Origin of the sequence: Octadecabacter antarcticus 307 (genome assembly GCF_000155675.2) — a bacterium.
GTDB lineage: Bacteria > Pseudomonadota > Alphaproteobacteria > Rhodobacterales > Rhodobacteraceae > Octadecabacter > Octadecabacter antarcticus.
The window spans coordinates 3,312,226-3,325,197 of sequence record NC_020911.1; the positions used below are offsets into that span (position 1 = coordinate 3,312,226).

Here is a 12,972-nt window from a genome sequence, read left to right on the forward strand (position 1 = left end):
CACAAACAACATTGCACGACCAGGTGAACCCACCTCACGACAATCGTGCGAAGTATTCATTTGCACACTCGTCGCTGGATGGTCACTCTATGTCGCAATCGTTCCAGACCAAATGGGTCATTTGGGCGCAAATCAGACAACAACACTTCAGAGGGTTCTGACATGTCCGACGATCAAGATGACATCATCCTAAGCGATTTGAATGACGACGATCTCGTCGCGCAAATGTTTGACGACCTCTACGATGGCTTGAAAGAAGAAATTGAAGAAGCCGTGAACATCCTGCTGGCACGCGAATGGACGCCCTACGACGTTCTGACTAAAGCGCTGGTTGGCGGCATGACGATTGTGGGCCACGATTTCCGCGACGGCATCTTATTTGTGCCAGAAGTTCTGCTGGCCGCCAATGCCATGAAGGGCGGGATGTTCATTCTGAAACCTCTGCTGGCCGAAACTGGCGCGCCGCGTGTCGGAAAAATGGTCATCGGCACCGTAAAGGGCGACATTCACGATATCGGCAAAAACCTCGTCTCAATGATGATGGAAGGCGCCGGTTTTGAGGTCGTGGACCTTGGCATCAACAATTCGGTTGAAAAATACCTTGACGCGATCGCGACAGAGGAACCCGATATTCTCGGTATGTCCGCCCTGCTCACGACGACGATGCCCTATATGAAAGTCGTGATCGACACGATGATCGAACAAGGCATTCGCGATGAAATGATCGTGCTGGTCGGCGGCGCACCGTTGAACGAAGAATTCGGTAAAGCCATCGGCGCAGACGCCTATTGCCGCGATGCGGCCGTCGCCGTTGAAACCGCCAAGACGTTTATGGCCCGCAAACACAACCAAGGGGCTTCGGCCTAAGACCGATCGGTCCGTTATTTCTAGGTCCGGTGGTCACTTCGCCGGACCAGTTTTCGTTCGAAAGGCAATTCTGATGCTGACCCTATTCGCCGCCAAAGGAACCGTCGCCGTTGCACCCCACATCGCGCTCGAAGAAACAGGCCTAGCTTACGAAATCAAGTGGATCAGCTTTGCGAACAATGACCAGAGAGCGCCAAATTATCTGGCTATAAACCCCAAAGGCCGCGTGCCGGCTTTGGTCGTAGTACATGGCGTTCTCACTGAAGCACCGGCAATTCTCGACTATATCGCGGAAATTACAGGACAATTGATGCCCGAGGATATCTTTGCACGTGCAAAAGTGCGCGAGATGATCGGGTACCTTGCGGCCACAATGCACATTAACCACGCCCACGGCGTGCGCGGAGCGCGCTGGTCCGATGACGCGGCGGCGCATGCGTCAATGGTCGCCAAAGTGCCCGAAACCATGGCGGCGTCCTGCGCTTACGTCGAAACATGCCTGCCCGATGCGGGCTGGCTGGTTGGCGACTATACCATAGCTGACATCCACCTGTACAACGTCAGCCGTTGGCTTGCAGGCGACGGTGTGGAAATCGCTGACTACCCAAAACTCGCGGCGCATTTCGCGTCCATGCAAGCCCGCCCAGCCGTGGCCAAAGTCGCAGTGCTACATGGATGACGCGACCCTCACTACCGACGGCCTCGCGCCCAAAGGACAGGGCCGCATTCTCTTGTTGGCGTGCGGCGCATTGGCGCGTGAAATCCTTGATCTCATCAAGATAAACAGCTGGTCGCACATGGATCTGCACTGCCTGCCTGCGATTCTGCACGTCCACCCAGCCAAAATCCCCGATGCCGTAGAACACGCGGTTCTAAAACACCGCGATGCCTATGATGAGATCTTCGTCGTTTATGCGGATTGCGGCACTGGCGGCATGTTGCAACGGCTCTGCGACAGGCTCGGGGTTGAAATGGTGCAAGGCCCGCATTGCTATTCCTTCTTTGAAGGCAACGAAGCCTTCGCTGCGAAAGACGAGATTTACAGCTTCTACCTGACCGATTTTCTGGTCCGCCAATTCGATGCTTTCGTGATTAAACCGCTGGGTTTGGATCGCCACCCCGAATTGCGTGACATGTATTTCGGAAATTACAAATCGCTGGTCTATCAGGCCCAAACAGATGATCCCGCTTTGACCAAACTGGCACAGCAACATGCCAAACGACTGGGCCTCGCATTCGAACACCGCCTGACGGGGTATGGAGATTTGGCCAGCGCGCTGAGCAACGTCACACTGGCGCCAACACGTTAAGCCGACCTAACTTCTTAGGCTCAAGATTGAAGTGCGACACCTGCCGCTGAGAGCGTCATAGGATGTTGCTATGGAAAGTCACTACAAACACCTGGACGCCGAGGAACGAGGAACGAGGCGTAATCTTTGCAGAACATCAACGTGGCTCGAGCCTGCGTGAGATTGGCCGCCTTCTGGGGAGGCATCATGGCACCATCGGGCATGAATTGAAGCGGCGCGGCGCGTCCGATAGCTACGATCCCCAAGAGGCGCGGCGTGCTCATGATATGGCACAACGGCGCTCTGGTCGGCGGCGGAAGCTGGCCCCTGGTGCCCCGTTTTATGATTGGGTGCGCAACCGTCTGATCTATTGGTGCTGGTCGCCAGAGCAGATCGCGGCCAGATTACGGCTCATGCATCCAGATGATCTCAGTCAGCGCACTAGCCACGAAGCGATCTATGCTGCGATCTACGCTCAGCCACGTGGCGGATTGAAGGCGCTGATGATTGAGGCGCTGCGGCGGGCCAAACCAAAACGCGGTGCTCAAAGCACCAGCTTAGCGGGCTCCGCTATGGTGCCGGAAACGTTGCGTATTATCCATCGTCCCGAAGACATCGAGGCACGTCTGGTTCCTGGCCACTGGGAAGGAGACTTGATTAAGGGGGCTTTCAATCGCTCAGCGATAGGTACGGTGGTGGAACGCAAGACGCGCTTCGTCATTCTCAGAAGTTCAAGCGTCAAGCAATTGATCCGGGGGATCAATTGTAGCGCAGAACGCAGGGTTGTACCGCCAATGCTGCTCTCGAGGGCTTTACGCGGCAAATGAAACGTCTGCCCGTGGCGTTGCGCCGCTCGATGACCTATGATCGTGGCTCTGACCCTCTCATGGTTTGCGAGCAAACCACTGCCGGGCAGTGGATGGCTTGCCACCCAGAACTCTCTCGCCGTCTGAAGATCGACATCTGGTTTTGTGACCCCCACACCCCGTGGCAACGCGGTTCAAACAAAAATACAAACGGGCTGCTACGCCAGTTTTTCCCGAAAGGAACTGACCTGGGCTGCCTCAGTCAAGCCGCCCTGAACGACGTCGCAAGCCTGATGAACGACCGGCCTCGTAAGACACTAGGATGGAGAACTCCCGCCGAAGCCATGGCCGAAAATCTTGCGGCCATTAAATTAATCGTCGCACTTCAGTCTTGGATCCAAGGTATCCAGATGCAGTTGATACGGCAAAACGACGTCCGGCAAATTTACCTCGCCGCCATTCAGCTCAAACTTGATCGGATAGGTTGGCTTGTGGCAATTCTCTGGCACCGCCGCGCTATGCGGAAACACGGTCTGCCCCATCAGCGTGTTCGATTTGGCATGGGTCGGATCGCAGACCACCCGGTTTTTCATGTAGAACCTCAACTGCGACCGCTTATTCGGCTGAATTTCGAACTGTAAGATCAATTGCACCTTATCCTCTACGAAGACGAGGTTCATCGGTCACCGGATGGTGAAGTCCCGCCAATGGCGCAGCGTGTCGACGGAGCCCAAGCTGGCGAAAATCGGCCTAAACCAAAACGTCCGAAGCCCTTACGTCGTCACCAATCTGATGCGTTCGATCATCGCGCGCAGCCCGTTGGACCGCTGCGCCGACAGGTGGTCGTTCAATCCCAAGCGTTCAAATTCCGCCCGCGCATCGACCGCAGCGACGTCGTCGACAGTCAAATCATTATACAGCGCATGCAAAATCGCGATCAAGCCACTGACGATCATCGCGTCGCTCGCACCCTGAAATGTGAACACGCCATCTTCAACCTTTGGCACCAGCCAGACCTGCGACGCGCACCCGTCCACTTTGGTCGCAGGAACTTTGAACGCATCGTCGAGCGGCGCCATCTCGCGGCCCATGTCGATAACATGTGCGTATCTGTCTTCCCAATCGTCAAGAAACTCGAATGTTTCGGCGATGTCTTCGAAGGCTTGCGTGGCCATGTTAGTCCCCTATCTTACACTTGACTTAGGCCGCTCCCCCTTAAACGTCCAGTGGTCGCCGCGCCGGCGTCTACATTTTCCAGTGTCTGCTTTTCACCAAGGCGACTTTGGGCTAGCAAGATATAAGCGACCAAGACCAAAAGGGGTTCATCCATGCTGCGCGCAACATTTCTCGGCACCGCCGTCCTCATCACGCTGACCGGATGTGCACGCATCGCCGACAGCCGTTTCAACCCCGTGAACTGGTTTGGCAGCAGTACTGCCGCCCCATTGGACGCAAACGGCCAGACCCGGCCGTTGGTCCCAGAAAACCGCCGTAGTGTCGTGGTCGACAATCGCACATTGGTGCAAAGCATCACATCTCTGAGTATTGATCGCACCCCAAGTGGTTCGATCGTCCGCGCTGTCGGCGTCGCCCAAACGCAAGGCTATTTCAACGCGGAACTGGTAAGTCGCGGCATCGCGGACGGTGTGCTGGACCTTGAATTCCGTGCCCAAGCGCCGACCGCTTTTGAAGTACCCGGCACCACACAATCACGCGAGATAAGCGCCGCTTATGTCATTGATCGTGGAGACCTTTCCGCCGTTCGCAGCGTCCGCGTCACGGCAGCAACAAACGCACGGACTTCGGCGCGATAAGCCGTTTGGTAAGGTCAGGTCACAATGTAAAGGTCACAACCTTTTCGCCTTTTACCGCCAAGCCGATTTCGCCGTCGCACAGCCGCAACGCATCCGCGCCAAACACTTCTTTGCGCCATCCGCTTAGCGCTGCAACGTCGCGCAATCCGCCTGCGATCGCATCCAGATCGGCGCTGTTCGCGATCAGTTTTTGCGCAACACCTTCATTGTCCGCCGCCGATTTTACCAAGACGCGCAGCATATCCGCCAGCGCAGGGTTCACCTGCAGCTTTTCAAGGCTGGTATCCACGCGCGGCGCATCCTCGGGCTTGGTGTTCAGACCTGCCTGCACTGCCGCCAAAATACCATCCGCAATGTCGCCACGCCGCGCTTCACGTAAAAGCAATCGGGACCGACCAAGGTCATCTTCGGACGTTGGTTTGGTTGATGCGATTTCCACCAGGGCGTCATCCTTAAACACACGATTGCGCGGAATATTGCGCGTTTTCGCGTGGATTTCCCTGAATCGCGCTAATTCACGCACGATTGACAAGAATTTACCTGAACTCGTCCGCGTCTTGACCCGTTTCCATGCGTTATCGGGATCCGCTTGATACGTCGCCGGATCATTCAGAACGGCCATTTCCTCAGCCACCCATTTCTTGCGACCAGACTTGTCGAGCTCGGCTGACAAATACTCATAAATCACCCGCAAATGGGTCACGTCAGCCAGCGCGTAAGTCTTTTGAGCATCGCTCAAGGGTCGGCGTGACCAGTCGGTAAAACGCGACGATTTATCAACATTATCCTTGGCGATTTTGCGCACCAGCGTCTCATAGCCTGCCTGTTCGCCAAACCCGCACACCATCGCCGCGACCTGTGTATCAAACAGCGGCTTCGGTATGATTCCCTGATCGACAAAGAAAATCTCTAGATCTTGACGTGCAGCGTGAAAGACTTTCACCACGTTCTCGTCTTTAAACAGATCATACAGCGGTGCCAGATCAAGGCCGTTCGCTAGCGGGTCCAGCAGCACCGCATCATCGTCGCCGTCGCCCATATAGGCCAGCTGGATGAGGCACAGCTTTGAATAATAGGTCCGTTCGCGCAGGAATTCAGTGTCCACGGTCACGTAAGGATACTTGGCGGCCTGCGCGCAATACGTCGCAAGCTCGGCTGTCGTTGTGATGGTCTTCATCTGCGCCTTTTCATATTGTTGGGCCCACATTTTGCTAGGGCCACGCTCATTTCATCAAACTCTAGGGGATTGATCGGGTGATGGGAAGATGCACAGCGTGGCGATTTTGGGCAGCAAAACGCCGCAAGACGGCTGGGTAGAGTTCGTGTTCACGCGGCAACAACCGCGTAGCCAAAGATTCAGGCGTGTCTCCTGCCAAAACCGCGATCCGCGCTTGGCCAAGGATCGGCCCATCATCAAGCGCAGCCGTCACTTCATGCACACTGCACCCATGTTCAGTGTCGCCTGCTTCCAGTGCGCGTGCATGGGTGTGCAGGCCTTTGTATTTCGGCAAAAGTGACGGGTGAATGTTCAGCATTCGACCTGCATAGCGGGCTGTAAAACCGCTGGTCAGGATACGCATGAACCCCGCAAGGCATATGATATCAGGCGAAAACCGTTCAAGCGTTGCATGAAGAATACCTTCGAACGCACTACGATCACCGTTGAATTCATTATGATCCACAACAGCCGTTGCAATCCCCAGGTCGCGTGCCTTGGCAAGACCATCCGCGTCAGGGTTATTTGACAAAACTACAACTGGACGCGCCGGATGATACCCAACCATGCTGTGCGCAAGGGCCACCATGTTCGACCCACCCCCAGAAATCAGGATGGCGACGCGTTTGGTCAAAGCAGCGAACCGGTGTAACGAACGCCCTCACCCGCAGCAACTTTGCCGATCTCAAAGACATCGTGCCCCGCCCCTGCAAAGGCCGCCCGCGCCACATCGACCTTATCGGGTGCCACCGCCGCAACCATGCCGATCCCGCAGTTAAAGGTCTTGAGCATTTCACCTTGGTCTAGTCCGCCCCGATCACCCAACCATTTGAACACAGGCAAAAGATCCCAAGCGTCCAGATCAATTTCAGCGCCCAAGCCAACGGGCAGAACGCGTGGTAAGTTTTCCGTAAGACCGCCGCCCGTGATGTGCGCCAAGGCGTGCACCGTGTCAGGTTCACAAATCGCCGCAACCGCGCCTTTGACATACAGCGTTGTCGGCGCAAGCAATGCTTCGCCCAAGGTTTCATCACTAAACGGGCTGGGATCAGCCCACCCGAGACCGGAAAGCTCAACGATCTTGCGCACAAGGCTATAGCCGTTGGAATGCACGCCGTTGGATGCCAGCCCTAACAAAACGTCCCCCGCAGCCACGCCGCGCGGTAAATCCGCACCGCGTTCCATCGCGCCAACGCTAAATCCCGCCAGGTCGAAATCACCCGCTGGGTACATCCCCGGCATTTCTGCTGTTTCGCCACCAATTAGGGCGCAACCAGACAATTCACAGCCCCTTGCGATCCCATTAATGATGCGCGTCGCTTGGTCTAATTCCAGCTTGCCAGTCGCGAAATAATCAAGAAAGAACAAAGGTTCAGCGCCTTGGCAGACCAGATCGTTAACACACATGGCAACCAGATCAATCCCAACCCCGTCAACCAATCCGGTATCAATGGCGATGCGCAGCTTGGTGCCAACACCATCCGTGGCCGCAACCAGTATCGGGTCTTTGAACCCAGCACCCTTTAGATCGAACATCGCGCCGAAACCGCCCAAACCGGCCATCACGCCAGATCGATTGGTGCGCTTGGCGGCAGGTTTGATCCGCTCCACCAACGTATTGCCAGCGTCGATATCGACGCCCGCGTCCGCATAGGTCAGACCATTTTTACCTGTCGTCGTCATCGCCCAATTCCCCACAAACATAATACACCGCGCGATATCGCAAAGCGGTGCTCCCTTCAACCGGATGGTTGACCCGGACCCCACAAAAGGGCCGCGATTTGACGATGGACAGTTTTGTGCAAAATCTTCAGGACATTTTTGATACGGGCGAGGTACTTTCGCCCCCTCACTTACTGGCCTTTGTCAGGCTGGCGTGGCTCGTCTATCTGACGCGGCGCGGAACCGGCAGATTTCTGGCGTAGCTTTTTTTACGCGTCGCTGGAAACACAAATCCACAACATCTGGAAAAAGGGCCTACAAATATGCACTTCGGCACACGTTCAAAAACTGACGTTCATTATCGAACGGCAGGCGTTCTATGAACGGAATGTCAGTTTAAGGTGCGCTGTCTGAAAGTTTCCCGTCAATTCTGCTCAGTCATAATTTGTGATTGGGCCTCATGCATTAGGCTGGACATCTTGGCGCGGATTGTAGCTTCATCCGCCTTGCTCCCCAGATCACTGGACACTTTGCCAAAAACAGCCTCGTGTCCTCCTTCTTCGAAATAGGATTTGACGACGTCTTTAGCGTGAGCGGCGGCGTCATCACCAGATTTTCCCATCAGTTCAGCCGCCCAGAGACCCAGCAATTTGTTGCGCCTTGCATCAACTTTGAATTGTATCTCCGCGTCGTGCGCAAACTTGTTTTCAAATGCGTTCTCACGATCGTTGATTGTGGCCATTTGGTGTCTCCTCAGATTGATGGTTCTTTGTTTCTGATCAGATGGTGTTCACGACGCTTCAAGATACGCATCAGAACTATTCGCAATGTGAAATACTGACGATAACTTGAGGCCAAAAATATGTTTTTTGGGATCGTCGGTTAGCAGAAGCGGAGCGGATCGCGAGGCGGCGCGTATTGACGCCCAAGGGCAACCGGTAATGAGCGTTGCAATTACAAAGTGGTGTACAGTTGGAATTTTGCTATGAGTTTCATTTCTCAGCTGCGGTTTCTGGCTGTTTTGGATGTCCTTCAGGCGTAATATCATGGCGGCTAAAAGTACGATCTTTGGACGCGTCCAGTATGGCGATAACCTCTCGGCCAATCGCACGATCTTGCTCGGCGCTAAGTATCATGTCACCAACGGCATCAATCAGTCCTTCCCGATGAAGACCGAGCAAGTGCAGTTGATGGTTGGGCAGGCGGTCAAGTGCGATCACAATGGAGGCGACGTCTTTGCCGAAGCGCCAGTTGGCATAAGCGTGCCTCAGAGCGCCCAGCCCACGGCCTTGGTTTGCGGATGCGTGATCAGGCGTCATTGCATCATCAGTTCTGAGAAGTTTTTTGAACATAGGAAAGTCCTCTTTTGATGTTTGGTCTGGATCAGATGGCCAGCACGCCAATCACTTCTTCAAGCTGCAGAATCGCGCGTTTCATAAAGAAACCCTGCAGAGCGAGGTGGTTGGCAAAGATGGATCTGTCGAGATTTCCGTTCAGCACAATGGCGGGACGCAGCTGCGATCCCAGCCGGAGACTGTCCATGGCCTGCCCCCAGATCTGGCCGAGGTTGTTCTCATCGATGACCTTGACGTAATCCTCGCCCAGTGACTCGAGAATGACGTCGTAGGCGTAAAGCATCCCCTTATTCTGGTAAAATACGTCGTCGGCAGCTTGGCTGAACATCCACCATCCGGTGTCTTGAGCCTGATCAATAAGCGAGGTCTGCGATCCAAGGTCGTCAGAGATGCGCGAAAGCGCGGCGGCAAGCGTATCGTTGCGTAGTTCGAACTCCGCCTGACCGCGTGCAAGGCGGGTATTGTAGCTTTGAAGTGCTGCAAGCCCCTGAAGGTATTGGCGCTCAGACGGGACTGAAGGAAGGAAAGAGGTTGACGGCTCCCAAAGCCAGATATTGGGCGGGTATTGCAAGAAGCCCGAGGCGCGCTCAAGATCGGGATCGGCGCTGGACGAGCCGCTCCTGCGACCAATCTGGTCCAACATCTCAAAACTGAAGCGGCCTACTGCATTGATCACGCCAATCTGGAAATTCGGCATATTGTCAAGAATCCCAGACGGCGCGAAAAACGGATCGTTGGGTGTCCAGCCATGTACGTTTAACTCACGGTCCAGCAGGGCGGCGGCAGTTGCGACGGCAGCGCTGCCATTCGCAGGTGCAACGATGGCCTGAAACTCAGGATTGGCATCAACCTCATGTTTCATAAGGCCGAAAACGCCGTAGTTGACTATGATCGCGAGCGAAAGTCCCACAACCAAAAATTTGCCGCTTCGCCAACTTAAGCGCGGCCTGAACCAACTTAAGCGCGGCTTGAACCGGCGCCACCACTTACGTCGCGCAGTCTTGCCGCCATTAGGTGCAGTCTTGGCACCATTCGGAACAATCTTATCTTGCGGGGTTGTCGGCACGTCAGTGGCCTCCTTGCGTATCTTAAAACACAAACGCGCTGGCACCGGGTTTCATCCCTAGAAATGCGGCAGAAAGGATAAACAGAAAATAGAAGCGTCCCACGGGGATAAAAGTGACGCCACGCGCGTACTTGTTTTTTACGACTTAGATAGGCTTACGCAAAGAACTTGGACGAGGCATTCCTGACTAAGTCAGCAGTCCAAGAGGCAACAGATCGAATAATCCGTGCCACGCCGTCGTGTGATACAGTCCTAACAGCTTATGGAATCCGCCCTTCAACCGCCGACCGTCGTTCACGCAGGCTTCCTCGAGCGCATCGACGATCCCAAGACCAACTGCCTTAACGCGCTGCTGGCGTGTAACTGGACCGTCGTCACCTCGCGCGATTGCGCCGACTAAGGCGCGGTGCCAATTGGGCGGTTACAGATCATCGCAGACTTTAGTCGCTGCGTTATAGAACGTTAATATCCCAACAATTTCGGATGAAAAGTCGGCCGTGACTTACAGTTTTCCATCCGCTGGCGGGATGAAACTGCGACCCTGCGCGTTCTTGGAATAACTGCGGATGATTGTGTCACACGATTGACAACTGGCGACAGGGCGAATGTCCACACCAGCCAGGCCGCCGAAATTATAGGAGAATATCCGTGCTTCAAGACACCAACTTCGAAATCGAAGCTCCGAAAGATCACACGAACCCGTCCCGGAAAGGTGCCCCGCAAGAGTCGGGGTTTAGGCTTAGCCGTTACCGGGTCAGCAACTTTCGCTCAGTCTTTGATTCTGGCTGGTTATCGGTGGACAATGTGACCGCTCTGGTCGGCGTGAACGAATCCGGGAAGACCAATCTTATGCTGCCGCTGTGGAAGCTAAATCCAGCCGGTGGCGGTGCACTTCAGCCGACTTCGGACTATCCCAAGTCGCTATTTGTCATGATCCGCAATGCGCCAGACCAATTCGAGTTTATTACCGCCGAGTTCGAGACTGGCATCGAAGCCACGGCCTTGGCCGACTTGGCAGACATCCCGGTCGACACAGCTCGGCGGATCAGCGTCGCGCGTTTGTATGATGGCAACTATCGCGTTGGGTTCCCCGATCACCAGAGCGACAGAGGCGGCTGCATCCAGCGCGCGCTTGCGGCACTGCGGACCGCGCAAGATGATCTTGCCGCCGACCCAAAGGAGGAGGACAGCGCCGCTGATGCTCGCGCAGTGCTCGGCAAACTGATCGACAATTTTGACGAACAGCAGGACGTCACGTTCAACGAACTACGGCTTGCCCGCAATGCTGTTGCTGCCCTGATCCCAGAGGATCCGCCAGCGGTCAGCCATGTGGTTTCCATACTGCGCAGGTTGCACGTCGTTCTAGATAAAGCTGTGGCAGAATTGTATAGGCCCGATCCAGGCAGCCGTGACGATGTGCACGCTGCCGTAATCGCGCGGCTCCCACGGTTCGTCTACTATTCCAACTACGGCAATCTCGACAGCGAGATATACCTTCCCCATGTTGTCGAAAACATGAACCGCGGTGATCTCGGTGCTAAAGAAAGCGCCAAAGCCCGAACTTTGCGGGTTCTGTTTGATTTTGTAGGAGTGCAGGCAAAGGAAATTCTCGAACTCGGCCGCGATTTCCGCGATCTGCGTGATGAGGCCGAGGCGCTGATGATCGAGGAACAGGGCCGGACTGGGCTCCTGCGCAGCCTCTGGGCGCGCGCGCGCGGGCACGAAGACACGCCCGATCCTGCATTACTGGCCCAGATTTCAGAGGCCAAACGCACCCGGTCGATCTTGTTGCAATCTGCAGGAGCCAAGCTTACCGGTCGGTTTTCCGAGTGGTGGAAACAAGGCGATTATCAATTTCGGTTTGAGGCGGACGGCAACCATTTCCGCATCTGGGTCGCCGATGCCCGCCGCCCACAGGAAGTTGAACTTGAACACCGTTCAACTGGATTGCAGTGGTTCTTGAGCTTCTTCTTGGTTTTCCTGCACGAGGCAAAGGGCGAGCATGACAACTGCGTGCTGTTGCTGGATGAGCCAGGTCATTCGCTTCACCCGCTCGCACAGCGTGACCTTTCGGCATTCTTTGAAGGGTTGTCCGAAAACAATCAAATTATCTATACGACACATTCGCCGTTTCTTGTGGATGCAGACAGGCTTGCGCGGGCACGTAAAGTTTTCGTAGATCGTGACGGGTCGACCCGTGTTAGCAGCGACCTGCTCGACACTGAAGGCAATGATACCAAAAAAGGGGCCGGTTACGCCATACGCGCCGCCCTAAATCTGGCGGTTGCCGAGGCAAGTCTGGGCGGTGCAAAGCCTGTACTGGTGCCGGGCCGGGTTGAGCAAATCTACCTTTCAGTGATCCGCACAGTCTGCATCGCATCGGGCCAGTTTCAACCGCGCCGCGACATGATTTTTGCCCCAGCGTGTGACGCCCAAGTCGTGAAAATGATGGCAAGGCTTCTCAGCGATGCAGATGCCTGTCCGCCCCGCCTGATGATCGACGACGCCCTTCCGACCCAAGACCTAGATGGGATGGGCATAGCGGGACAGACTGCAATCCGTATCTCTGACTTCGGCGGCCTTACTGGAGCGACGATCGAGGACTTGATACAGCCGAACGACATGGCCGTGATGATGGATCGGGTGGAACGTCGTCCCGAAAAATTGTTTGCCGACTGTATTGTTGCCGGGCAACCGTTTCGACGACAGGTGTTGGACTGGGCAAAGTCGCAGGACATCGTTCTGGCTTCAGACTGGCGTACGCAACTGGCCGAGCGGATGCGTAAGTGGCTTCTTGGAAAAGATGACCCCCGGGTTTCCGAGGAAACACTGTCCCGTTGGCTTGCGCTCATGCAGGCTTTGGACGCGGCTTAAACGGCAGGTCCTGCCCGCCATAT

At 55.3% G+C, this 12,972-nt stretch carries 13 protein-coding genes and 1 pseudogene; 7 read left to right on the plus strand and 7 right to left on the minus strand.

Annotated elements, in window-relative coordinates:
- Positions 1–162 precede the first annotated feature (162 nt).
- The 4 genes and pseudogenes from OAN307_RS16955 to OAN307_RS30780 all read left to right on the plus strand — a co-directional run.
- On the plus strand, positions 163–867 hold the full coding sequence (locus tag OAN307_RS16955; protein ID WP_015500839.1) for a corrinoid protein: 705 nt from the start codon (positions 163–165) through the stop codon (positions 865–867).
- 73 nt (positions 868–940) lie between these two features.
- A complete protein-coding gene (locus tag OAN307_RS16960; protein WP_015500840.1) occupies positions 941–1,546 on the plus strand; it encodes a glutathione S-transferase family protein in 606 nt (201 codons plus the stop codon).
- A complete protein-coding gene (locus OAN307_RS16965; protein ID WP_015500841.1) occupies positions 1,539–2,177 on the plus strand; it encodes a DUF1638 domain-containing protein in 639 nt (212 codons plus the stop codon). The genes OAN307_RS16960 and OAN307_RS16965 overlap by 8 nt, the downstream gene beginning before the upstream one ends.
- Before the next feature lie 70 nt (positions 2,178–2,247).
- A pseudogene (locus tag OAN307_RS30780) lies at positions 2,248–3,354 on the plus strand (IS30 family transposase); the annotation flags it as partial.
- 381 nt (positions 3,355–3,735) lie between these two features.
- On the opposite strand, the gene OAN307_RS16980 reads toward OAN307_RS30780, so the two are convergent.
- Entirely contained in the window at positions 3,736–4,137 is a 402-nt protein-coding gene (locus OAN307_RS16980; protein WP_015500843.1) for a SufE family protein, read from the minus strand.
- 153 nt (positions 4,138–4,290) lie between these two features.
- Here OAN307_RS16980 and OAN307_RS16985 point away from each other — a divergent pair, with 153 nt between their 5' ends.
- Positions 4,291–4,776 (plus strand): hypothetical protein, encoded by a 486-nt coding sequence (locus OAN307_RS16985; protein WP_015500844.1) that lies wholly within the window; start codon positions 4,291–4,293, stop codon positions 4,774–4,776.
- A gap of 19 nt (positions 4,777–4,795) precedes the next feature.
- On the opposite strand, the gene rnd is transcribed toward OAN307_RS16985, so the two are convergent.
- The 6 genes from rnd to OAN307_RS17015 form a co-directional block, all read right to left on the minus strand.
- Complete coding sequence (rnd, locus tag OAN307_RS16990; RefSeq protein WP_015500845.1) at positions 4,796–5,953, minus strand: ribonuclease D; 1,158 nt, start codon at positions 5,951–5,953, stop codon at positions 4,796–4,798.
- 61 nt (positions 5,954–6,014) lie between these two features.
- Complete coding sequence (gene purN, locus OAN307_RS16995) at positions 6,015–6,626, minus strand: phosphoribosylglycinamide formyltransferase (RefSeq protein ID WP_044043941.1); 612 nt, start codon at positions 6,624–6,626, stop codon at positions 6,015–6,017.
- Entirely contained in the window at positions 6,623–7,675 is a 1,053-nt protein-coding gene (purM, locus tag OAN307_RS17000) for a phosphoribosylformylglycinamidine cyclo-ligase (RefSeq protein WP_044044895.1), read from the minus strand. Before purM ends, purN begins: the two co-directional genes overlap by 4 nt.
- A gap of 403 nt (positions 7,676–8,078) precedes the next feature.
- Positions 8,079–8,396, minus strand: a complete 318-nt coding sequence (locus tag OAN307_RS17005; protein ID WP_015500848.1) for a DUF1476 domain-containing protein — start codon at positions 8,394–8,396, stop codon at positions 8,079–8,081.
- 250 nt (positions 8,397–8,646) lie between these two features.
- The gene (locus OAN307_RS17010; protein ID WP_015500849.1) at positions 8,647–9,006 is read right to left on the minus strand and encodes a hypothetical protein; all 360 of its coding nucleotides are present in this window, start codon (positions 9,004–9,006) and stop codon (positions 8,647–8,649) included.
- 31 nt (positions 9,007–9,037) lie between these two features.
- A complete protein-coding gene (locus OAN307_RS17015) occupies positions 9,038–9,919 on the minus strand; it encodes a DUF2333 family protein (RefSeq protein WP_245540879.1) in 882 nt (293 codons plus the stop codon).
- A gap of 418 nt (positions 9,920–10,337) precedes the next feature.
- Here OAN307_RS17015 and OAN307_RS29095 point away from each other — a divergent pair, with 418 nt between their 5' ends.
- On the plus strand, positions 10,338–10,475 hold the full coding sequence (locus OAN307_RS29095) for a hypothetical protein (RefSeq protein WP_187292485.1): 138 nt from the start codon (positions 10,338–10,340) through the stop codon (positions 10,473–10,475).
- A gap of 422 nt (positions 10,476–10,897) precedes the next feature.
- Positions 10,898–12,949 carry an ATP-dependent nuclease gene (locus OAN307_RS17020; protein ID WP_245540880.1) on the plus strand — a complete coding sequence of 684 codons (2,052 nt, stop codon included), beginning with the start codon at positions 10,898–10,900 and terminating at the stop codon, positions 12,947–12,949.
- Positions 12,950–12,972: the final 23 nt, after the last annotated feature.